This is a genomic window from Escherichia sp. HH26CH (assembly GCF_009820205.1).
GTDB lineage: Bacteria > Pseudomonadota > Gammaproteobacteria > Enterobacterales > Enterobacteriaceae > Escherichia > Escherichia coli_F.
Map to the genome: position 1 here is coordinate 1 of NZ_VNXM01000051.1, position 21,921 is coordinate 21,921.

Below are 21,921 nucleotides of genomic sequence, written 5' to 3' on the forward strand. Positions count from 1 at the left end.
CGGCGCTGTGTCTGGCATGCCTGCAATCTGGGAAACCGGGGTAGAAAAAAACTTGCAGGCCATAACAGTATCTACGAGACTCCTGCAATATTTTGAATTTGCATGATTTTGTAGGCCGGATCAGACGTTAACGCCGCATTCGGCAAGAAGCTATAAGAAAAGGGCGGAGATCATCTCCGCCCTTTTTATTTCTGCAATCCGTAATTATCATTCCGCAGATCTATACTTTTTGAGTCAACACGTAACGCTTTACAGGTGATTATCATGGGGCTTTTTGATGATGTTGTCGGCGCCTTTCTGAAAGGCGATGCGGGGAAATATCAGGCTATTTTGAGTTGGGTTGAGGAACAGGGCGGCATTCAGGTGCTGTTGGAAAAACTGCAAAGTGGCGGCTTAGGTGCCATTCTCTCAACCTGGTTGAGTAATCAACAGGGCAATCAGCCGGTGAGTGGCGAGCAACTGGAGTCGGCGCTCGGCACAAATGCGGTGTCCGATCTCGGGCAAAAACTGGGTGTAGATACCAGTACGGCTTCCAGCTTGCTGGCAGAGCAACTGCCAAAGATTATTGATGCTCTCTCACCGCAGGGTGAAGTGTCACCACAAGCCAATAACGATCTGCTTTCCGCAGGCATGGAACTGCTGAAAGGGAAACTCTTCCGCTAAGCAAAAGGGGAGCATGCAACGCGCGTTGCATCCCCCTTTTCCCTCGGGTGTTGTACTGATTTTTGAGCGGAATCGCGTTAGCATGGGTCAGGAACCAATCTACCTGGGGAACTCATGGCTATCAAACTCATTGCTATCGATATGGATGGCACCCTTCTGCTGCCCGATCACACCATTTCACCCGCTGTTAAAAACGCGATTGCCGCAGCTCGCGCCCGTGGCGTGAATGTCGTGCTAACGACGGGTCGCCCTTATGCAGGTGTTCACAACTACCTGAAAGAGCTGCATATGGAACAGCCGGGCGATTACTGCATTACTTATAACGGCGCGCTGGTACAGAAGGCCGCCGATGGTAGCACCGTGGCGCAAACCGCTCTGAGCTATGAAGACTACCGTTTCCTGGAAAAACTCTCTCGCGAAGTCGGTTCTCATTTCCACGCCCTGGACCGCACCACGCTGTACACCGCCAACCGTGATATCAGCTACTACACGGTGCATGAATCTTTCGTTGCCACTATTCCGCTGGTGTTCTGCGAAGCGGAGAAAATGGACCCCAATACTCAGTTCCTGAAAGTGATGATGATTGATGAACCCGCCATCCTCGACCAGGCCATTGCGCGTATTCCGCAGGAAGTGAAAGAAAAATACACTGTGCTGAAAAGTGCGCCGTACTTCCTCGAAATCCTCGATAAACGCGTTAACAAAGGTACGGGTGTGAAATCACTGGCCGACGTGTTAGGCATTAAGCCGGAAGAAGTCATGGCGATTGGCGATCAGGAAAACGACATCGCAATGATTGAATATGCAGGTGTTGGTGTGGCAATGGATAACGCTATTCCTTCGGTGAAAGAAGTGGCGAACTTTGTCACCAAATCCAACCTGGAAGATGGCGTGGCGTTTGCTATTGAGAAGTATGTGCTGAATTAATCAGTGGGCGGGCAAACTACATAAATGCGTTTGCCCGCAGCGATTAACAATTTCTGGTCGTGCATAAAATCAGGAACTGGAGTGGTGACGTTACTATATCCAGCGTAAGAGTGACTGGTAGCAGCGCATTAGCGAGGCCGCGCGGAACGCCATCAGTTGCTTTGTACTTATAAAATCCCACCGTAAAGGGTTGATGGAAAACCATCACGTTTGAGTAATCCGCTTTTTTATTTTTCTGGTGGATAGAGCCTTTCAGGCCGTCAAGTGCCCAGGTACAACGCTGGGTATTACAAATAAAACCATATTGTGTCGCCAGTGCTTTATCTTCCTCATTATCCCAGTCGTAATAGAGCATTATTGAACCAGAAAAATTAGTATCACTGCTGCTTAAAATAAATTTCGCGTTATCGGAAACGGTGATTCTTTCGCCATGAATTGCCGGATCGTTCAGCATTTTAACCACCTCGCCGCCGCCCGTGGTCAACAGATAGTCCAACGATTCACCAACAAAAACATAGCCTTTCGTACCGTTACTATCCTCTGCCAGCGATAACCCCTTAATCGAGTCTGACCGCCATTGCTCGGCATGTGGCGGACTTGCGGTATTGAAAAGCAGTCCTGCGGTTAGACATCCGGTCAACGCAAATGCCAAAGAACACAAACCGGCAGCCTTAAAAAATCCCTTAAAATTCAACTTCATGACTAATCCTTTAAACGAGTAGCTAAGCCGTTGAAAGCATACTCTTCTTTCCCTCCTGTTTAGCGCCTGATATCCCTTTTCAGATTTCTGCCCGACGCATGTCATTTTTTTATGCATTGTTCTTTTTGTGATCTAAATTGTAGTACAACAATATAACTTTGTACTACATTACGCATACGGCAAACGCGAACGTCATCACGCTGGTACTACAAAATTGCCGCGTTATGCATCGATCGGGGTAAAGTAGAGAAGTACATACAGAGCACAAGGACTCTCCATGACTCTCAATAAAACCGATCGCATAGTCATTACGCTGGGTAAACAGATCGTTCACGGCAAATACGTGCCAGGCTCGCCGCTTCCGGCCGAAGCGGAACTTTGTGAGGAGTTTGCAACCTCGCGCAACATCATCCGTGAGGTGTTTCGTTCGCTGATGGCGAAGCGGCTGATTGAAATGAAACGTTATCGCGGGGCGTTTGTGGCACCGCGTAACCAGTGGAATTACCTCGACACTGACGTACTGCAATGGGTGCTGGAAAACGACTACGACCCACGGCTTATCAGTGCAATGAGCGAAGTGCGAAATCTGGTGGAACCGGCGATTGCCCGTTGGGCGGCAGAGCGCGCGACTTCCAGCGATCTGGCGCAGATTGAATCAGCGCTGAACGAGATGATCGCCAACAATCAGGACCGCGAAGCGTTTAACGAAGCGGATATTCGCTATCACGAGGCGGTACTGCAATCAGTGCATAACCCGGTGTTACAGCAACTTAGCATTGCGATTAGTTCATTACAGCGGGCGGTTTTTGAACGAACCTGGATGGGCGATGAGGCCAACATGCCGCAAACGCTCCAGGAACATAAGGCGCTGTTTGATGCGATACGGCATCAGGACGGCGATGCGGCAGAGCAGGCGGCGCTTACCATGATCGCCAGCTCGACACGAAGGTTAAAGGAAATCACATGACAGCTCGCTACATCGCAATTGACTGGGGATCGACCAATCTGCGCGCCTGGCTTTATCAGGGCGACCACTGCCTGGACAGCAGGCAATCAGAAGCAGGCGTTACGCGTCTGAACGGAAAATCTCCGGCTGCGGTGTTAGCAGAAGTGACGACCGACTGGCGTGAAGAGAATACGCCAGTGGTGATGGCAGGAATGGTTGGCAGCAATGTCGGCTGGAAAGTTGCGCCGTATTTATCTGTTCCTGCCCGTTTTTCGTCTATTGGCGAACAATTAACGTCTGTTGGCGACAATATCTGGATTATTCCCGGATTATGCGTTTCTCATGATGATAACCACAATGTGATGCGCGGCGAAGAAACACAATTGATCGGTGCGCGTGCTCTGGCTCCTTCCTCTCTTTATGTCATGCCCGGTACGCATTGCAAATGGGTGCAGGCCGATAGCCAGCAAATCAACGATTTTCGCACCGTGATGACCGGTGAATTACATCATTTACTGTTAAATCACTCATTGATTGGCGCAGGTTTACCGCCGCAGGAAAACTCTGCCGATGCCTTCGCGGCTGGCCTTGAGCGTGGTCTCAATGCGCCCGCCATATTGCCGCAGCTTTTTGAAGTTCGTGCCTCGCATGTGCTGGGAACACTTCCCCGTGAACAGGTCAGCGAATTTCTCTCTGGATTGTTGATTGGCGCAGAGGTCGCCAGTATGCGCGACTACGTGGCCCATCAACACGCCATCACCCTTGTCGCCGGAACATCGCTGACTGCACGCTACCAGCAAGCCTTTCAGTCGATGGGTTGCGAGGTGACGGCGGTGGCGGGCGACACGGCATTTCAGGCTGGTATAAGGAGCATCGCTCATGCAGTGGCAAACTAAACTCCCGCTGATCGCCATTTTGCGCGGTATTACGCCCGACGAGGCGCTGGCGCATGTTGGCGCGGTGATTGACGCTGGGTTCGACGCGGTTGAAATCCCTCTGAATTCCCCACAATGGGAACAAAGCATTCCCGCCATCGTTGATGCGTATGGCGACAAGGCGTTGATTGGCGCAGGTACGGTACTGAAACCTGAACAGGTCGATGCGCTCGCCAGGATGGGCTGCCAGCTCATCGTTACGCCCAATATCCATAGTGAAGTGATCCGCCGCGCGGTGGGCTATGGCATGACCGTTTGCCCCGGCTGCGCGACGGCGACAGAAGCCTTTACCGCGATCGACGCGGGCGCGCAGGCGCTGAAAATATTCCCGTCATCGGCTTTTGGGCCGCAATACATCAAAGCGTTAAAAGCGGTATTACCGCAGGACATCCCGGTCTTTGCCGTAGGCGGTGTGACGCCAGAAAACCTGGCGCAGTGGATAGACGCAGGTTGTGCAGGGGCGGGCTTAGGCAGCGATCTCTATCGCGCCGGGCAATCAGTAGAACGCACCGTGCAGCAGGCAGCAGCATTTGTTAAGGCGTATCGAGAGGCAGTGCAATGAAAATCACCAACATTACTACGTATCGTTTACCTCCCCGCTGGATGTTCCTGAAAATTGAAACTGATGAAGGCGTGGTCGGTTGGGGCGAGCCCGTGATCGAAGGCCGCGCCCGCACGGTGGAAGCGGCAGTTCACGAGCTGGGTGACTATTTGATTGGTCAGGATCCATCGCGCATCAATGACTTATGGCAAGTGATGTATCGCGCCGGATTTTATCGTGGCGGTCCGATTCTGATGAGCGCCATCGCCGGGATCGACCAGGCGTTATGGGATATCAAAGGTAAAGTGCTGAATGCGCCGGTCTGGCAATTGATGGGTGGCCTGGTTCGCGACAAAATTAAAGCCTACAGTTGGGTCGGTGGCGATCGTCCGGCGGATGTTATCGACGGCATTAAAACGCTACGCGAAATCGGCTTCGATACCTTCAAACTGAACGGTTGTGAAGAACTGGGATTGATTGATAACTCCCGCGCGGTAGATGCGGCGGTCAACACCGTGGCACAAATTCGTGAAGCTTTTGGCAATCAGATTGAGTTTGGTCTTGATTTCCACGGTCGCGTCAGCGCGCCGATGGCGAAAGTGCTGATTAAAGAACTGGAACCGTATCGCCCTCTGTTTATTGAAGAACCGGTGCTGGCGGAACAAGCCGAATACTACCCGAAACTGGCGGCACAAACGCATATTCCACTGGCGGCGGGTGAGCGCATGTTCTCACGCTTCGATTTTAAACGCGTGCTGGAGGCGGGCGGTATTTCGATTCTGCAACCGGATCTCTCCCACGCAGGCGGTATTACCGAATGCTACAAAATTGCCGGAATGGCGGAAGCCTATGACGTGACCCTTGCGCCGCACTGTCCGCTCGGCCCGATTGCACTGGCGGCTTGCCTGCATATCGACTTTGTTTCCTATAACGCGGTACTTCAGGAACAAAGTATGGGCATTCACTACAACAAAGGCGCGGAGTTACTCGACTTTGTGAAAAATAAAGAAGACTTCAGCATGGTCGGCGGCTTCTTTAAACCATTAACGAAACCGGGCTTAGGCGTGGAAATCGACGAAGCCAAAGTTATTGAGTTCAGTAAAAATGCCCCGGACTGGCGTAATCCGCTCTGGCGTCATGAAGATAACAGCGTAGCAGAGTGGTAATTCCTGCCACGTAAGCCCCTCATCGGGCACTAAAACAGCAATACAAAAATATAACCCTCTGTACATTACAGGGCATGGTGAGCGGCTTCGCTATGCCCAAAATCTGGAGAAAGCTCGCTATGGATATTCCCGTTAATGCAGCAAAACCGGGGCGTCGGCGTTATCTGACGCTGGTGATGATCTTTATTACGGTGGTCATTTGTTATGTCGACCGCGCTAACCTTGCCGTGGCTTCCGCCCATATTCAGGAAGAGTTCGGCATTACCAAAGCGGAAATGGGCTATGTATTTTCGGCCTTCGCCTGGCTATATACCTTATGCCAGATCCCCGGCGGTTGGTTTTTAGATCGCGTAGGTTCACGCGTGACTTATTTTATTGCGATATTTGGCTGGTCAGTGGCGACGTTATTCCAGGGCTTTGCCACGGGCTTAATGTCATTAATTGGTCTGCGCGCGATAACCGGTATTTTCGAAGCGCCCGCGTTCCCGACCAATAACCGAATGGTGACCAGCTGGTTCCCGGAACATGAACGCGCTTCTGCCGTGGGTTTTTATACGTCTGGTCAGTTTGTCGGTCTGGCGTTTCTGACTCCGCTGCTGATCTGGATTCAGGAAATGTTGAGCTGGCACTGGGTGTTCATTGTCACCGGCGGTATCGGCATTATCTGGTCGCTGATTTGGTTTAAGGTTTATCAGCCGCCGCGCCTGACCAAAGGCATTAGCAAAGCTGAACTGGATTACATTCGTGACGGCGGCGGTCTGGTGGATGGCGATGCGCCAGTGAAAAAAGAGTCGCGTCAGCCGCTAACAGCCAAAGACTGGAAACTGGTGTTCCATCGTAAACTGATCGGCGTCTATCTTGGGCAATTTGCGGTGGCTTCTACACTGTGGTTCTTCTTAACCTGGTTCCCGAACTATTTAACCCAGGAAAAAGGAATCACAGCGCTGAAAGCGGGCTTTATGACCACGGTGCCATTCCTTGCGGCGTTTGTTGGCGTCCTGCTCTCAGGCTGGGTCGCGGATCTGCTGGTACGTAAGGGCTTTTCACTGGGCTTTGCGCGTAAAACGCCGATTATCTGCGGTTTGCTGATCTCCACCTGCATTATGGGTGCTAACTACACCAACGATCCGATGATGATTATGTGCCTGATGGCGCTGGCATTCTTCGGCAACGGTTTTGCTTCGATTACCTGGTCGTTAGTCTCTTCTCTGGCACCGATGCGGCTGATTGGTTTAACCGGCGGCGTGTTTAACTTCGCCGGTGGTCTGGGCGGCATCACCGTTCCGCTGGTGGTAGGGTACCTGGCGCAGGGTTACGGTTTCGCGCCTGCACTGGTTTATATCTCCGCCGTCGCGTTGATTGGCGCGCTCTCTTACATCCTGCTGGTGGGCGATGTGAAGCGCGTTGGATAATCTTTAAACTGTGGAATATGCGCCACACCACTGCGCATAATCCACTTTCGTAAAGCCGGTGCGGTCAGGCATTGGCTTTTTACTATTTTGCTGAAGAGTTTTAAACGCAGTGTGCGGGTGGCGCGCCAGTAGGCGGCGTTGCTCTTCTCCGGTTGCTTGAGTAACACCGAACGCAGAATCTCTGCGCTATCCAGCGCATAGCTAATCCCCTCCAGTGAGCTGGCGCTGATAAATCCCGCCGCTTCACCAATCAGAAAGGCGTTGTCCTTACCGCAGACAAAATCCTGCCAGCGTGAGGGAAACAGCACCGTGCATTTTTCGCTTTTTACCGCCTTACCAAACTGGAACTGAAAGGCGCTCATTTTCTCTTTTAGCGCCGTGAAGCGCGCCTGGCCGTCTTTCATTGGATAGGCACCGCCAAAGATAAAATAACCGTCTTTGCTGATACTCCATGAGTAACAGTCAGTTATCGCATTATCAAAGATGCAGGAGTAGAACGGTACCGGATGTTTCTCTGCGAACCACTGCTGGATAGCGACATATTTACGAATTTGATGGTTCGGGTAGAGATGTCGCCGCACCATCGAGTTGGCACCATCGGCACCGACCAGATAGCGGGCGGTAATGTGTTGCTCCCAGCCGTCTGCGCGAAAAATGACATGCCATTTATCATCCTCATGCCAGATTTTCCGGCACAGGCTATCGTGGTAAACCTCAACGCTGGTGGGAATGAGCGATTTCATCCATAAGTCGAAAGCATGGCGATTAATATTGATATAGCTTCGCTGGTAGTTACGTGTAAGCGATGCGGCGACGTCGACGGTTTTGACGCTGAAAATCTGCGGATTGGCGATCACATCGACAGGAAGCGTCAGTCCATCGCGAATAAAAGATCGCTGCGCGTCCGGTGCCAGCAGACCGCCACAAGGCTTGCTGAAACCTTCAGTACCATGCTGGTGCTTTTTATCCAGCGCGATCACCTGCATTTTGCTGGCTAACTTTCGCGCCAACGCCGAACCTGCCGGGCCGAGGCCAATAATCGCCACGTCGAAATGTTCCATCTTTTCACTCACATTCATTACGATGGCAAAAGACTATTGTCTGAAAGTGAAGTCCTTGTGAAGTATGATGGCGGAAACCGTTTTGTATCAGGACCGCGCCATGAAACAGATAACCTTTGCTCCCCGTAATCACCTGCTCACCAATACCAATACCTGGACGCCCGACAGCCAGTGGCTGGTATTTGACGTGCGTCCTTCTGGGGCGTCGTTTACCGGTGAGACCATTGAGCGCGTGAATATCCATACCGGCGAGGTCGAGGTTATCTACCGTGCGTCACAGGGCGCACACGTCGGCGTGGTGACCGTTCATCCGAAGTCAGAAAAATATGTCTTCATTCACGGCCCGGAAAATCCTGATGAAACATGGTATTACGATTTCCATCATCGACGCGGAGTGATTGCTGAAGGCGGCAAGGTGAGCAATCTCGATGCAATGGATATTACCGCGCCGTATACGCAAGGAGCGCTGCGCGGCGGCAGCCATGTGCATGTCTTTAGCCCGAACGGTGAAAGGGTGAGCTTTACCTATAACGACCATGTAATGCATGAACGCGATCCGGCGCTGGATTTGCGAAATGTCGGTGTTGCTGCACCGTTTGGCCCGGTCAACGTACAAAAGCAGCATCCGCGTGAATACAGCGGTAGCCACTGGTGCGTACTGGTGAGTAAAACAACGCCCACGCCGCAGCCTGGCAGTAATGAAATCAATCGTGCTTATGAAGAAGGATGGGTAGGAAATCACGCGTTGGCGTTTATTGGCGACACACTTTCGCCAAAGGGCGAGAAAGTGCCGGAGCTGTTTATCGTTGAGTTACCGCAAGATGAAGCTGGCTGGAAAGCAGCAGGTGATGCGCCGTTAAGTGGAACGGAAACAACCCTGCCCGCGCCACCGCGTGGCGTCGTGCAGCGACGTTTAACCTTTACCCACCATCGGGCTTATCCGGGGTTAGTCAACGTCCCGCGCCACTGGGTGCGCTGTAATCCGCAGGGGACGCAAATCGCGTTTTTAATGCGTGATGATAACGGCATTGTGCAACTGTGGCTTATCTCGCCACAGGGCGGCGAGCCGCGCCAGTTAACCCATAACAAAACGGATATTCAGTCTGCATTTAACTGGCATCCGTCAGGAGAATGGTTGGGCTTTGTGCTGGATAATCGAATTGCTTGCGCCCATGCGCAAAGCGGCGAGGTTGAGTATTTAACCGAAAACCACGCCAATCCACCTTCTGCGGACGCCGTGGTCTTCTCGCCGGATGGTCGATGGCTGGCGTGGATGGAAGGCGGCCAGCTGTGGATCACCGAAACTGATCGCTAAATCAGTTATCAGGCATTCTGGCCGGTGGAATAACCGCATTGGTGGCTTGCGCGTTGGCTTCGCTTTTTTCAACGCGTGAGCGCACCGAGCTGTCTTTGCGGAACACATCCCACGGCAGTAAAAGCGTGTCCATCACAGCGGTAAACGGCATATCGAGGATCGCCAACGACTTAGTGCCCCAGTTGGTTTCATCGTCGCCGATCATGGTGGCGCTGGCGCGGGTGCCGGGATACGTTCCTTCTTTTCCCCCGGTATGGGACATCACGCTGGAGCATCCTCCGAGTAATGTCATTCCGCTGCATATCATGAACGCTAACAACACATTTCTTATCATAATAAATTCATCTGTTGATCGTGGGTGTTGGCCTGATGAGTTATAGCGATCCCTTGCTGAAAATAACATCATCATTACGTCGCACTGTGGCGGCTATCGCACTTTAACGTTTCGTGCTGCCCCCTCAGTCTATGCAATAGACCATAAACTGCAAAAAAAAGTCCGCTGATAAGGCTTGAAAAGTTCATTTCCAGACCCATTTTTACATCGTAGCCGATGAGGACGCGCCTGATGGGTGTTCTGGCTACCTGACCTGTCCATTGTGGAAGGTCTTACATTCTCGCTGATTTCAGGAGCTATTGATTATGCGTAACTTTGATTTATCCCCGCTTTACCGTTCTGCTATTGGATTTGACCGTTTGTTTAACCACTTAGAAAACAACCAGAGCCAGAGTAATGGCGGCTACCCTCCGTATAACGTTGAACTGGTAGACGAAAACCATTACCGCATTGCTATCGCTGTGGCTGGTTTTGCTGAGAGCGAACTGGAGATTACCGCCCAGGATAATCTGTTGGTGGTGAAAGGTGCTCATGCCGACGAACAAAAAGAGCGCACCTATCTGTACCAGGGCATCGCTGAACGCAACTTTGAACGTAAATTCCAGTTAGCTGAGAACATTCATGTTCGTGGTGCTAACCTGGTAAATGGTTTGCTGTATATCGATCTCGAACGTGTGATTCCGGAAGCGAAAAAACCGCGCCGTATCGAAATCAACTAATTCCCTAAGGCCGCCTGGCGCGGCCTGACATCTCCATGCTCGCCGTCAGGGAGCATATGCGAATCTTCGGATTTGCAGGTATTTACTCGCTTCTTAGAAGGAGAAATGACTATGCGTAACTTCGATTTATCCCCACTGATGCGTCAATGGATCGGTTTTGACAAACTGGCCAACGCACTGCAAAACGCCGGTGAAAGCCAGAGCTTCCCGCCGTACAACATTGAAAAAAGCGACGATAACCACTACCGCATTACCCTTGCGCTGGCAGGTTTTCGTCAGGAAGATTTAGAGATTCAACTGGAAGGTACGCGCCTGAGCGTAAAAGGCACGCCGGAGCAGCCAAAAGAAGAGAAAAAATGGCTGCATCAAGGGCTTATGAATCAGCCATTTAGCCTGAGCTTTACGCTGGCTGAAAATATGGAAGTCTCTGGTGCAACCTTCGTAAACGGTTTACTGCATATTGATTTAATTCGTAATGAGCCTGAACCCATCGCAGCGCAGCGTATCGCTATCAGCGAACGTCCCGCGTTAAATAGCTAACTAGCTATTCTCTTTGCCCCACCATTCTGGTGGGGCTTTTTTTGTCTTTCTTCTTCAACAATGCGTTAATTTTCGCCTGTTTAAGATATTTCGGCACGTTCTTTCCCGTGATAATGTGCGCTATAAGGCAAATCTGCTTCACCGATTCAGCCATAATCCGTAGCAATTAAAATGTTATCTCAAGAGAAATGGACGATGAGTGATATAGCATTAACGGTCAGTATTCTGGCTTTGGTGGCAGTCGTCGGTTTGTTTATCGGCAACGTCAAATTTCGCGGCATAGGATTAGGTATTGGCGGCGTGCTGTTTGGTGGGATCATCGTCGGCCATTTTGTTTCTCAGGCGGGGATGACATTAAGTAGCGATATGCTGCATGTTATTCAGGAATTTGGCCTGATCCTGTTCGTTTATACCATCGGTATTCAGGTGGGGCCGGGCTTCTTTGCTTCATTGCGCGTCTCCGGATTACGCCTCAACTTGTTTGCTGTTTTGATTGTCATCATCGGTGGTCTGGTTACCGCCATCCTGCATAAGCTGTTTGATATTCCACTGCCGGTCGTGCTGGGGATTTTCTCCGGTGCGGTGACCAATACGCCAGCGCTGGGGGCGGGGCAGCAGATCTTGCGCGACCTGGGTACACCAATGGAAATGGTCGATCAGATGGGGATGAGCTACGCGATGGCGTATCCATTTGGCATTTGCGGGATCTTGTTCACCATGTGGATGTTGCGGGTTATTTTCCGCGTCAATGTCGAGACAGAAGCTCAGCAGCACGAGTCTTCACGCACCAATGGCGGTGCGCTGATCAAGACTATCAATATTCGCGTTGAGAACCCTAACCTGCATGATTTAGCCATTAAAGATGTACCGATTCTCAACGGGGACAAAATTATCTGTTCGCGTCTGAAACGAGAAGAAACCCTAAAAGTACCTTCGCCAGATACTATTATCCAACTGGGCGATTTGCTGCATCTGGTGGGGCAGCCAGCGGATTTACATAATGCGCAACTGGTGATTGGTCAGGAGGTCGATACCTCGCTGTCCACGAAAGGCACTGATTTACGCGTCGAGCGTGTGGTGGTCACCAATGAAAACGTGCTTGGTAAGCGTATTCGCGATCTGCACTTTAAAGAACGCTATGACGTTGTTATCTCGCGTCTGAACCGTGCCGGGGTCGAACTGGTCGCCAGTGGTGATATCAGCCTGCAGTTCGGCGATATCCTCAACCTGGTGGGGCGTCCGTCCGCAATTGATGCCGTTGCTAATGTGCTGGGGAATGCGCAGCAGAAACTGCAACAGGTTCAGATGCTGCCGGTGTTTATTGGTATCGGGCTTGGCGTATTATTAGGTTCTATTCCCGTCTTTGTGCCGGGATTCCCGGCGGCGTTGAAACTGGGACTGGCGGGCGGTCCGCTGATTATGGCGTTGATCCTCGGGCGTATCGGCAGTATCGGTAAGCTGTACTGGTTTATGCCGCCAAGCGCCAACCTCGCGCTGCGGGAGTTGGGGATCGTGTTGTTCCTCTCGGTAGTAGGTCTGAAATCCGGTGGGGATTTTGTCAATACACTGATCAATGGCGAAGGGCTAAGCTGGATTGGTTATGGTGCTCTCATCACCGCCGTTCCGCTGATTACGGTCGGCATTCTGGCGCGGATGTTAGCCAAAATGAATTACCTGACCATGTGCGGGATGCTGGCTGGCTCCATGACCGATCCTCCGGCGCTGGCATTTGCTAATAATCTTCATCCAACCAGCGGTGCGGCGGCACTCTCTTATGCCACTGTCTATCCGTTGGTGATGTTCCTGCGCATTATCACCCCACAATTACTGGCGGTGCTCTTCTGGAGTATCGGTTAACTCTTTTCCGGGTGGAGTCGCCGTAAATGGTACTCCACCTGGTATTCGTTGGCATTTCTGAACATTACTGAATAATTCAAAAACTCCCCGCTCTCGCTATATGACAACGAGGTGATCCGCAGCAGTGGCGTGTGTTCCGCTACCTTCATTTGCCGCGCCAGTAGTCTATCGGCGAGCACCGGCGTCAGGCTTTCATAATTACCGCCAATCAGAATCCCGCACTCTTGTTCAATATATTCAAACTTCGACCCTTCCAGATGTTGCAGCGATAGGTTGCGGAACAGTTTTACCGGCATATAGCTGTCTTCCAGCATCAGCGGTTTCCCTTCCACAAAACGAACGCGACGGGAGAAGTAGATCTGCTCGTTGATTTGAATCCGTAATTGGCTGGCAATGGCCGGAGGCGCAGGCATGATTTCAAATATTAGCACCTGGCTGGTGACCGTTTTCCCCTGGCGTTTTAACACCTCCACCAGCCCGGTCAGGCTGGCAGTTTGATGCAGTACATCTTTGCGCACCAGATAAGTACCGCTGCCGTGGCGGCGGACCACCAACCCCCACGCTACCAGCAGATCAATGGCTTTACGGATGGTCATCCGCGATACCGCAAACTCTTCCGCCAGCTTTTTTTCACCGGGAAGAGGGCTGTTTAGCGTGAAATCTGCGGAATTAAGTCGAATTCTTAACCGCTCCGCAATGCTTTTGTAGATCATCTCTAGATCTCTTTTTTGCCTGCAAGCCCGGGTAATGCGCCCACAAGTTCTGCTTAATCGATTGAAAAAACATCTTTTTTTTAAAGATGTGTTCGATGCTGTGTACCCGTGTTCACAGATGTCTACTTTTTTGCGAAAACGTAGATCTCTACCGCCCAACGAAAAGCATGAAAGCGATCACGAATCCCACTGGGTCGTCATGTTCTGCCGATAGCATCTTCCTATCCTCGCTCCAGGCCTGCCGCATAACCAATCAGGCTTCCTACTTACAGAATTGAGAAAAAAGGATGTGGAAATGCTCAGTCAAATTCAACGCTTTGGCGGCGCGATGTTCACGCCAGTGCTGCTGTTTCCCTTCGCCGGGATTGTGGTGGGTCTTGCCATTTTGCTGCAAAACCCGATGTTTGTCGGGGAATCACTGACCGATCCGAACAGTTTATTCGCGCAAATCGTACACATCATTGAAGAGGGCGGTTGGACGGTATTCCGTAATATGCCGCTGATTTTTGCTGTCGGTTTACCCATTGGCCTTGCTAAGCAAGCGCAGGGGCGTGCTTGTCTGGCGGTGATGGTGAGTTTCCTGACCTGGAACTATTTCATCAACGCGATGGGAATGACCTGGGGAAGCTACTTCGGCGTCGATTTCTCTCAGGACGCAGTGGCAGGTAGCGGGCTGACCATGATGGCCGGAATTAAAACCCTCGATACCAGCATTATCGGCGCGATTATCATTTCTGGCATTGTGACGGCGCTGCATAACCGTCTGTTCGATAAAAAACTGCCGGTTTTTCTCGGCATTTTTCAGGGGACATCTTATGTGGTGATTATCGCCTTCCTGGTGATGATCCCATGCGCGTGGCTGACATTGCTCGGCTGGCCAAAAGTACAAATGGGGATTGAATCTCTGCAAGCGTTCCTGCGTTCGGCGGGTGCGCTTGGGGTCTGGGTTTACACCTTCCTCGAACGCATTCTGATCCCAACCGGTTTACACCACTTCATCTACGGACCGTTTATCTTTGGTCCGGCAGCTGTTGAGGGCGGCATTCAGATGTACTGGGCGCAGCATCTGCAAGAGTTCAGTCTGAGCGCCGAGCCGCTGAAATCGTTGTTCCCGGAAGGCGGTTTTGCCCTGCACGGCAACTCAAAAATCTTTGGTGCCGTGGGCATTTCTTTAGCGATGTACTTCACTGCTGCACCGGAAAATCGGGTAAAAGTGGCGGGCTTGCTGATCCCTGCAACCTTAACCGCCATGCTGGTGGGAATTACCGAACCGCTGGAATTTACCTTCCTGTTCATTTCACCGTTGCTGTTTGCGGTACACGCCGTGCTGGCGGCCTCAATGTCGACCGTAATGTATCTCTTTGGTGTGGTGGGCAACATGGGCGGCGGTCTGATTGACCAGGTTTTACCGCAAAACTGGATCCCGATGTTCAGCAACCACGCGGATATGATGCTGACCCAAATCGCCATTGGGTTGTGCTTTACCCTGCTGTACTTCGTGGTTTTCCGCACCCTGATTCTGCAATTCAACATGTGCACACCGGGGCGTGAAGATGCGGAAGTGAAGCTCTACTCGAAAGCCGAATACAAAGCCTCGCGAGGCCAAACTACCGCTGCAGAGCCCAAAAAAGAGCTGGAGCAGGCTGCCGGCATCCTGCAAGCCCTGGGCGGGGTGGGCAATATCTCCAGCATCAACAATTGCGCGACGCGTCTACGGATTGCACTGCATGACATGTCACAAACGCTGGATGACGAAGTCTTTAAAAAGCTGGGAGCGCATGGCGTCTTCCGTAGTGGTGATGCCATTCAGGTGATCATTGGTTTGCATGTTTCCCAGCTGCGTGAACAGCTCGATAGCTTAATTAATTCTCATCAATTAGCAGAAAAAGTTGCCATTACGGAGGCAGTATAATGACCAAATTCTCAGTGGTTGTCGCAGGCGGTGGAAGCACCTTTACGCCAGGCATCGTGTTGATGTTATTGGCGAATCAGGATCGTTTCCCGCTTCGCGCACTGAAATTTTATGATAACGATGGCGCACGGCAGGAAGTGATTGCCGAAGCCTGTAAAGTTATTCTTAAAGAGAAAGCGCCGGACATTGAGTTTAGCTACACCACCGATCCTGAAGTGGCGTTCAGCGACGTTGATTTTGTCATGGCGCACATTCGTGTCGGTAAATATCCGATGCGCGAACTGGATGAAAAAATACCGCTGCGCCACGGCGTTGTCGGTCAGGAAACTTGCGGACCCGGCGGAATAGCGTACGGCATGCGGTCTATCGGTGGCGTCCTGGAACTGGTGGATTATATGGAAAAATATTCACCAAATGCCTGGATGCTCAACTACTCCAACCCGGCAGCAATTGTGGCAGAAGCCACACGTCGTCTGCGCCCGAACGCGAAAATCCTCAACATCTGTGACATGCCAATCGGTATTGAAAGTCGGATGGCGCAAATTGTTGGGCTGCAAGATCGCAAACAGATGCGCGTGCGCTACTACGGTCTGAACCACTTTGGCTGGTGGACATCAATTGAAGATTTGCAAGGCAACGACCTGATGCCCCAGCTGCGGCAATATGTCTCAAAGCACGGTTATGTTCCACCGCAGCAAGATACGCATACCGAAGCGAGCTGGAACGACACCTATGCAAAAGCGCGGGATGTACAGGCACTGGACCCGGATACATTACCAAACACCTATCTGAAATATTATCTCTTCCCGGATTATGTCGTTCAGCATTCCAACCCTGAACATACCCGCGCGAATGAGGTGATGGAACATCGCGAGAAACAGGTTTTCGATGCTTGCCGCGCCATTACGGCGGCAGGAAATTCAGCGGCGGGCAAGCTGGAAATTGACGAACATGCGTCATACATCGTCGATCTGGCGGCGGCAATTGCCTTCAACACTCAGGAGCGGATGTTGCTGATTGTGCCTAACAACGGGGCAATTCATAACTTTGATGATGAAGCGATGGTCGAGATCCCGTGTCTGGTCGGGCACAACGGACCAGAACCACTGGTGGTCGGCGATATCCCGCAGTTTCAGAAAGGGTTAATGAGTCAGCAAGTGGCGGTGGAAAAACTGGTCGTGGACGCCTGGGAACTGCGTTCATATCAGCACCTGTGGCAGGCGATTACCCTGTCGAAAACGGTACCGAGCGCCGCGGTCGCCAAAGCTATTCTGGATGAGTTGCTGGAGGCCAACAAAGCGTACTGGCCAGAGTTACGTTAATTGTGTGGACTGGCATCCGTTGGGTGCTGGTCCGTATTCTTCAGCACGGCTGACGGCGCATAACCAAATTTATGCTTAAAGGCTTTGCTGAAATGAAAGGAGTCGAAGAAGTTGAGTGTATCAGCGACTTCGCCAACCGAGTTCCCTTGTTGCTTTAATAGCGATAGCGCCAGATCCAGACGCGCATCGAGGTAATATTCTTTGGGCGTCTTGCCGGTATAGCGTAAAAACAGACGACGCAACCAGGCTTCGCTACAGGGGATCGTGGCAGCCATATCGGCTACGCTCCAGCGTTGTTGCAGACTGGCATGTAAAGTGGCAATTAGTTTTTCAATTTGCCGCCGTTGTGGATCTTTTTTACCGTCTGCGTACATAAGACAAATCCACTGATAAATAATTTTCGTCAGAAAAGCGACTGCCAGATTATTTTTTATTGCTTCTGGTGAAGTAATTAATTCAGCAACTTCGGTGAGTTCCTGATTATAAACTTCGCCATTATAAATAACGCTTTGCTGACCGACGGGAATATCCATCATACTGGTGGGGGTAAATTCCATCCAGTACTGTTCCCAGACTAAACCTTCACAGTGATAAGAGTGAATATCCATTGGCTTTAAAAATATAATACAGTTGCCATGCAGTGTTATTTGTTCACCATTCTTTAAAATAATTTTCCCACATCCTTGTACGGTATACACCGCTACCCATGAGTTGGCGATAAGCGGTTTCTTCTTGTCCCGCGGCCAGATGACGCGGTAATGCTCGTCGGCGTAGGTATGCCAGAGCGAGATCAGAGAAATTCCGCTGGAGATCACATTTTCGTTAATCAATAAGGGAATATTGTACGGAGTTTCGTTTTTTACATCCGAACTTTGCAATTTTCCATTCATTTTAATATCCCTCCGGCGAATTATGCTCACAACCTGAACTTAACAGAAAACAATCCGTTCAGGGATACGACGTTTGTATTTTAAGAATCTGACTGCCTGACCCGACGCATTTTACCTCTCCCTATATTCATGCGTCCGGGACATAAACATAAATAAGGGCTATGAGATGAATTCGTTACAAATCTTGAGTTTTGTCGGTTTTACGCTGCTGGTGGCGGTCATCACCTGGTGGAAGGTCCGCAAAACAGATACCGGATCGCAACAAGGCTATTTTCTTGCCGGACGTTCACTAAAAGCGCCGGTTATTGCCGCTTCGTTAATGTTAACCAACCTTTCCACGGAACAACTGGTTGGACTTTCCGGGCAGGCCTACAAAAGCGGCATGTCGGTGATGGGCTGGGAAGTCACTTCTGCGGTGACGCTGATCTTCCTCGCGCTAATCTTTTTACCGCGCTATCTGAAGCGTGGCATTGCCACCATCCCCGATTTCCTGGAGGAACGTTATGATAAAACGACGCGTATTATCATCGACTTCTGCTTCCTCATTGCCACCGGTGTCTGCTTTCTGCCGATTGTTCTCTACTCCGGCGCGTTGGCGCTCAACAGCCTGTTTCACGTCGGGGAATCGTTACAAATTTCCCACGGCGCAGCGATCTGGCTACTGGTTATTTTGCTTGGCCTGGCGGGAATTTTGTATGCGGTGATCGGCGGACTGCGCGCGATGGCGGTGGCGGACTCCATTAACGGTATTGGGCTGGTTATCGGCGGCTTGATGGTGCCGGTGTTTGGCCTGATCGCGATGGGCAAGGGCAGCTTTATGCAGGGCATTGAGCAACTCACCACCGTTCACGCCGAGAAATTAAACTCAGTCGGCGGTCCAACCGATCCCTTGCCAATTGGTGCGGCATTTACCGGTTTGATTCTGGTTAACACCTTTTACTGGTGTACAAATCAGGGCATCGTGCAACGCACGCTGGCGTCAAAAAGTTTGGCGGAAGGGCAAAAAGGGGCGCTGTTAACGGCGGTGCTGAAAATGCTCGACCCGCTGGTACTGGTGCTGCCAGGGTTGATTGCGTTTCATCTGTATCAGGATTTACCTAAAGCCGACATGGCCTACCCGACGCTGGTCAATAACGTTCTGCCAGTGCCACTGGTGGGTTTCTTCGGCGCGGTGTTATTTGGTGCGGTGATCAGTACCTTCAACGGCTTTCTGAATAGCGCCAGTACGTTATTCAGTATGGGTATTTACCGGCGCATCATTAACCAGAATGCCGAGCCGCAACAGCTGGTCACCGTTGGGCGCAAATTTGGTTTCTTTATCGCCATCGTTTCGGTGTTGGTCGCGCCGTGGATCGCCAACGCGCCGCAGGGGCTGTATAGCTGGATGAAACAGCTCAACGGTATTTACAACGTGCCGCTGGTTACCATCATCATTATGGGCTTTTTCTTCCCGCGCATTCCGGCGCTGGCGGCAAAAGTGGCGATGGGGATTGGCATAATCAGCTACATCACCATCAACTATCTGGTGAAGTTCGACTTCCATTTCCTCTATGTGCTGGCCTGTACGTTCTGTATCAACGTGGTAGTGATGCTGGTGATCGGTTTTATCAAACCGCGCGCCACGCCGTTCACCTTCAAAGATGCGTTTGCGGTGGACATGAAACCGTGGAAAAACGTCAAGATCGCGTCAATTGGTATCCTGTTCGCTATGATTGGCGTCTATGCCGGGCTGGCTGAATTCGGCGGCTACGGTACGCGCTGGTTGGCGATACTCAGTTATTTCATCGCTGCCGTAGTGATTGTCTACCTGATTTTTGACAGCTGGCGGCATCGCCACGACCCAGCCGTAACGTTTACTTCCGATGCGAAGGATAGCCTATGAAACGCCCCAATTTTCTGTTCATCATGACCGATACCCAGGCCACCAATATGGTCGGTTGCTATAGCGGTAAGCCGCTGAATACGCAAAATATTGATAGTCTGGCGGCGGAAAGTATTCGCTTTAATTCCGCCTATACCTGTTCACCGGTTTGTACACCAGCGCGCGCCGGGCTGTTTACCGGTATCTACGCTAACCAGTCCGGCCCGTGGACCAATAACGTCGCGCCGGGCAAAAACATCTCCACTCTGGGACGCTACTTTAAGGATGCGGGCTATCACACCTGTTACATTGGCAAATGGCATCTCGACGGTCATGACTATTTCGGCACTGGCGAGTGTCCGCCGGAGTGGGACGCTGATTACTGGTTCGATGGGGCGAACTACCTTAGCGAACTGACGGAAAAAGAGATCAGCCTGTGGCGCAATGGCCTAAACAGTGTTGAGGATTTACAGGCGAACCAGATCGACGAAACCTTCACCTGGGCGCACCGCATCAGCAATCGGGCGATGGATTTTCTGCAACAGCCCGCGCGCGCCGACGAACCTTTCCTGATGGTGGTTTCGTATGATGAGCCGCATCACCCGTTCACCTGTCCGGTGGAGTATTTAGAGAAATACGCTGATTTTTACTACGAACTTGGCGAGAAATCACAGGATGACCTGGCGAACAAACCGGAACATCACCGCTTATGGGCGCAGGCAATGCCATCGCCAGTCGGTGATGACGGGCTTTATCACCATCCGCTCTATTTTGCCTGCAATGACTTTGTTGATGACCAAATTGGACGGGTCATCAACGCATTAACGCCAGAGCAGCGTGAAAGTACGTGGGTCATTTATACCTCCGATCACGGCGAAATGATGGGCGCACATAAGCTGATCAGTAAAGGAGCCGCGATGTATGATGACATCACCCGTATTCCGCTGATCATCCGTTCACCGCAAGGGGAGCGGCGACAGGTCGATACACCTGTCAGCCATATTGACTTACTGCCGACAATGATGGCGCTGGCAGATATTGAAAAACCAGACATTCTGCCAGGGGAAAATATCCTTGCTGTGAAAGAGCCGCGTGGCGTGATGGTGGAATTTAACCGTTATGAGATTGAGCATGACAGCTTTGGCGGTTTTATTCCGGTGCGTTGCTGGGTGACGGATGATTTTAAACTGGTGCTAAACCTCTTCACCAGTGATGAACTTTACGATCGCCGTAACGACCCAAATGAAATGCATAACCTGATCGATGATATCCGTTTTGCCGACGTTCGCAGCAAAATGCATGACGCCTTGCTGGATTACATGGACAAAATTCGCGATCCGTTCCGCAGTTACCAATGGAGTCTGCGTCCGTGGCGTAAAGATGCGCAACCGCGCTGGATGGGGGCGTTCCGTCCACGCCCACAGGATGGCTATTCGCCGGTAGTACGCGATTATGACACCGGCCTGCCAACACAAGGGGTGAAGGTGGAAGAGAAAAAACAGAAGTTTTGACGACAATGCCCGTTGGCGATAACCCAGCGGGCAAAATATTCAGGCTGCTTAAACCAGTGAACTGCCGGTCAGGAAAGAAAAAATCAGGAATATCAGCAGAAGGCTGCAGATGATGCCGATGCCAAAAAGTAAGGTATGGAAAGCCAGCGTCCCGCCGCCAAAAACCAGAGCGCCGCGAATGCCCCAGCGATTTTCCTTACGCATACCGCCAATAAATGCGCAAAGTAGCGCGGCAATGGCCAGTGCGATTCCACCTTGATCGAGGATTATATCGACATCTACGTCCTCTTTTTTCTCCACGGTGGTAATTTTTTCACCTTTTATTCCGGCGAGAAGACCTCTTTTAATTTCAGCCGTTTTGTCCGCCACGATACTTTCAAGCGTTGGCGGTGGTGCGGAAAAAGGGCCGAATGAAAAGTGGATAATTCCCATCATTAAAGCGATGGCACCGAACAGCATGCCCAAGGAACTGATTTTATTTTGCGCTATGATACCCATCTGACCTCCTTGTAGCGGATGGCAAAAGCATATCAGGAAACGGGCGGACGAAATTCTTAAAAAAACCGCTAAAGCTAGAGCGTTAGTGAAATTGCAAA

Annotated in this window: 21 protein-coding genes and 1 other annotated feature; of the genes, 15 read left to right on the plus strand and 6 right to left on the minus strand. The window is 51.2% G+C overall.

Translation table 11 applies throughout. From position 1 onward, the window contains the following. Window positions 1-264: 264 nt before the first annotated feature. Both FQ015_RS16740 and yidA read left to right on the plus strand, forming a co-directional pair. Window positions 265-663, plus strand: coding sequence for a YidB family protein (locus tag FQ015_RS16740; protein WP_001318139.1), 399 nt, complete (start codon window positions 265-267; stop codon window positions 661-663). Between the two features lie 114 nt (window positions 664-777). After that, window positions 778-1,590 (plus strand): sugar-phosphatase, encoded by an 813-nt coding sequence (yidA, locus tag FQ015_RS16745; protein ID WP_000985560.1) that lies wholly within the window; start codon window positions 778-780, stop codon window positions 1,588-1,590. A gap of 43 nt (window positions 1,591-1,633) precedes the next feature. On the opposite strand, the gene FQ015_RS16750 is transcribed toward yidA, so the two are convergent. Next, entirely contained in the window at window positions 1,634-2,290 is a 657-nt protein-coding gene (locus tag FQ015_RS16750; RefSeq protein ID WP_039020320.1) for a hypothetical protein, read from the minus strand. Between the two features lie 277 nt (window positions 2,291-2,567). Between FQ015_RS16750 and dgoR the strand changes: the two genes are divergently transcribed. From dgoR to FQ015_RS16775, 5 genes are all read left to right on the plus strand, one after another. Continuing rightward, window positions 2,568-3,257 carry a D-galactonate utilization transcriptional regulator DgoR gene (dgoR, locus tag FQ015_RS16755; RefSeq protein ID WP_000174305.1) on the plus strand — a complete coding sequence of 230 codons (690 nt, stop codon included), beginning with the start codon at window positions 2,568-2,570 and terminating at the stop codon, window positions 3,255-3,257. Continuing rightward, window positions 3,254-4,132 (plus strand): 2-dehydro-3-deoxygalactonokinase, encoded by an 879-nt coding sequence (gene dgoK / locus FQ015_RS16760; protein ID WP_039020319.1) that lies wholly within the window; start codon window positions 3,254-3,256, stop codon window positions 4,130-4,132. Before dgoR ends, dgoK begins: the two co-directional genes overlap by 4 nt. Then, window positions 4,116-4,733, plus strand: coding sequence for a 2-dehydro-3-deoxy-6-phosphogalactonate aldolase (gene dgoA, locus FQ015_RS16765; protein WP_039020318.1), 618 nt, complete (start codon window positions 4,116-4,118; stop codon window positions 4,731-4,733). The genes dgoK and dgoA overlap by 17 nt, the downstream gene beginning before the upstream one ends. Further along, complete coding sequence (gene dgoD, locus FQ015_RS16770; protein ID WP_000705257.1) at window positions 4,730-5,878, plus strand: galactonate dehydratase; 1,149 nt, start codon at window positions 4,730-4,732, stop codon at window positions 5,876-5,878. The genes dgoA and dgoD overlap by 4 nt, the downstream gene beginning before the upstream one ends. A 74-nt stretch (window positions 5,879-5,952) precedes the next feature. Continuing rightward, window positions 5,953-7,290 (plus strand): MFS transporter, encoded by a 1,338-nt coding sequence (locus FQ015_RS16775; protein ID WP_000253459.1) that lies wholly within the window; start codon window positions 5,953-5,955, stop codon window positions 7,288-7,290. Here FQ015_RS16775 and cbrA read toward each other — a convergent pair. Continuing rightward, on the minus strand, window positions 7,251-8,351 hold the full coding sequence (cbrA, locus tag FQ015_RS16780) for a colicin M resistance lipid reductase CbrA (protein WP_105278468.1): 1,101 nt from the start codon (window positions 8,349-8,351) through the stop codon (window positions 7,251-7,253). The two genes, FQ015_RS16775 and cbrA, sit on opposite strands and share 40 nt — an antisense overlap. A gap of 100 nt (window positions 8,352-8,451) precedes the next feature. Between cbrA and FQ015_RS16785 the strand changes: the two genes are divergently transcribed. Continuing rightward, on the plus strand, window positions 8,452-9,666 hold the full coding sequence (locus FQ015_RS16785) for a DUF3748 domain-containing protein (protein WP_202385128.1): 1,215 nt from the start codon (window positions 8,452-8,454) through the stop codon (window positions 9,664-9,666). A gap of 1 nt (window position 9,667) precedes the next feature. Here the strand turns inward: FQ015_RS16785 and FQ015_RS16790 are convergent, their stop codons facing one another. Further along, window positions 9,668-10,000, minus strand: a complete 333-nt coding sequence (locus tag FQ015_RS16790; RefSeq protein ID WP_000620888.1) for a YceK/YidQ family lipoprotein — start codon at window positions 9,998-10,000, stop codon at window positions 9,668-9,670. Window positions 10,001-10,239: 239 nt separating this feature from the next. Further along, window positions 10,240-10,312: a sequence feature (ROSE (Repression Of Heat Shock gene Expression) occurs in the 5'-region of heat shock genes and acts as an RNA thermometer to modulate expression.), on the plus strand. Between FQ015_RS16790 and ibpA the strand changes: the two genes are divergently transcribed. From ibpA to FQ015_RS16805, 3 genes are all read left to right on the plus strand, one after another. Continuing rightward, on the plus strand, window positions 10,306-10,719 hold the full coding sequence (gene ibpA, locus FQ015_RS16795; protein WP_001243437.1) for a small heat shock chaperone IbpA: 414 nt from the start codon (window positions 10,306-10,308) through the stop codon (window positions 10,717-10,719). (Overlaps the previous feature by 7 nt.) 111 nt (window positions 10,720-10,830) lie before the next feature. Continuing rightward, window positions 10,831-11,259, plus strand: a complete 429-nt coding sequence (gene ibpB / locus FQ015_RS16800) for a small heat shock chaperone IbpB (RefSeq protein ID WP_001243431.1) — start codon at window positions 10,831-10,833, stop codon at window positions 11,257-11,259. Window positions 11,260-11,454: 195 nt separating this feature from the next. Beyond that, entirely contained in the window at window positions 11,455-13,116 is a 1,662-nt protein-coding gene (locus tag FQ015_RS16805) for a putative transporter (RefSeq protein ID WP_025731828.1), read from the plus strand. On the opposite strand, the gene FQ015_RS16810 is transcribed toward FQ015_RS16805, so the two are convergent. Next, complete coding sequence (locus tag FQ015_RS16810; protein WP_160524291.1) at window positions 13,113-13,829, minus strand: GntR family transcriptional regulator; 717 nt, start codon at window positions 13,827-13,829, stop codon at window positions 13,113-13,115. The two genes, FQ015_RS16805 and FQ015_RS16810, sit on opposite strands and share 4 nt — an antisense overlap. 295 nt (window positions 13,830-14,124) lie before the next feature. On the opposite strand from FQ015_RS16810, the gene FQ015_RS16815 reads away from it, so the two are divergent. Beyond that, on the plus strand, window positions 14,125-15,741 hold the full coding sequence (locus tag FQ015_RS16815) for a PTS sugar transporter subunit IIB (RefSeq protein WP_000951108.1): 1,617 nt from the start codon (window positions 14,125-14,127) through the stop codon (window positions 15,739-15,741). Then, on the plus strand, window positions 15,741-17,063 hold the full coding sequence (locus tag FQ015_RS16820) for a 6-phospho-alpha-glucosidase (RefSeq protein ID WP_000160118.1): 1,323 nt from the start codon (window positions 15,741-15,743) through the stop codon (window positions 17,061-17,063). The genes FQ015_RS16815 and FQ015_RS16820 overlap by 1 nt, the downstream gene beginning before the upstream one ends. Here the strand turns inward: FQ015_RS16820 and FQ015_RS16825 are convergent. Continuing rightward, on the minus strand, window positions 17,060-17,953 hold the full coding sequence (locus FQ015_RS16825) for a helix-turn-helix transcriptional regulator (protein ID WP_001353557.1): 894 nt from the start codon (window positions 17,951-17,953) through the stop codon (window positions 17,060-17,062). The two genes, FQ015_RS16820 and FQ015_RS16825, sit on opposite strands and share 4 nt — an antisense overlap. 166 nt (window positions 17,954-18,119) lie before the next feature. Here FQ015_RS16825 and FQ015_RS16830 point away from each other — a divergent pair, with 166 nt between their 5' ends. Next, window positions 18,120-19,835 (plus strand): solute:sodium symporter family transporter, encoded by a 1,716-nt coding sequence (locus FQ015_RS16830; RefSeq protein WP_160524292.1) that lies wholly within the window; start codon window positions 18,120-18,122, stop codon window positions 19,833-19,835. Beyond that, entirely contained in the window at window positions 19,832-21,325 is a 1,494-nt protein-coding gene (locus FQ015_RS16835; RefSeq protein WP_160524293.1) for a sulfatase-like hydrolase/transferase, read from the plus strand. Before FQ015_RS16830 ends, FQ015_RS16835 begins: the two co-directional genes overlap by 4 nt. 48 nt (window positions 21,326-21,373) lie before the next feature. Here the strand turns inward: FQ015_RS16835 and yidI are convergent, their stop codons facing one another. Then, a complete protein-coding gene (gene yidI / locus FQ015_RS16840; protein WP_160524294.1) occupies window positions 21,374-21,823 on the minus strand; it encodes a protein YidI in 450 nt (149 codons plus the stop codon). Between the last annotated feature and the right edge of the window lie 98 nt (window positions 21,824-21,921).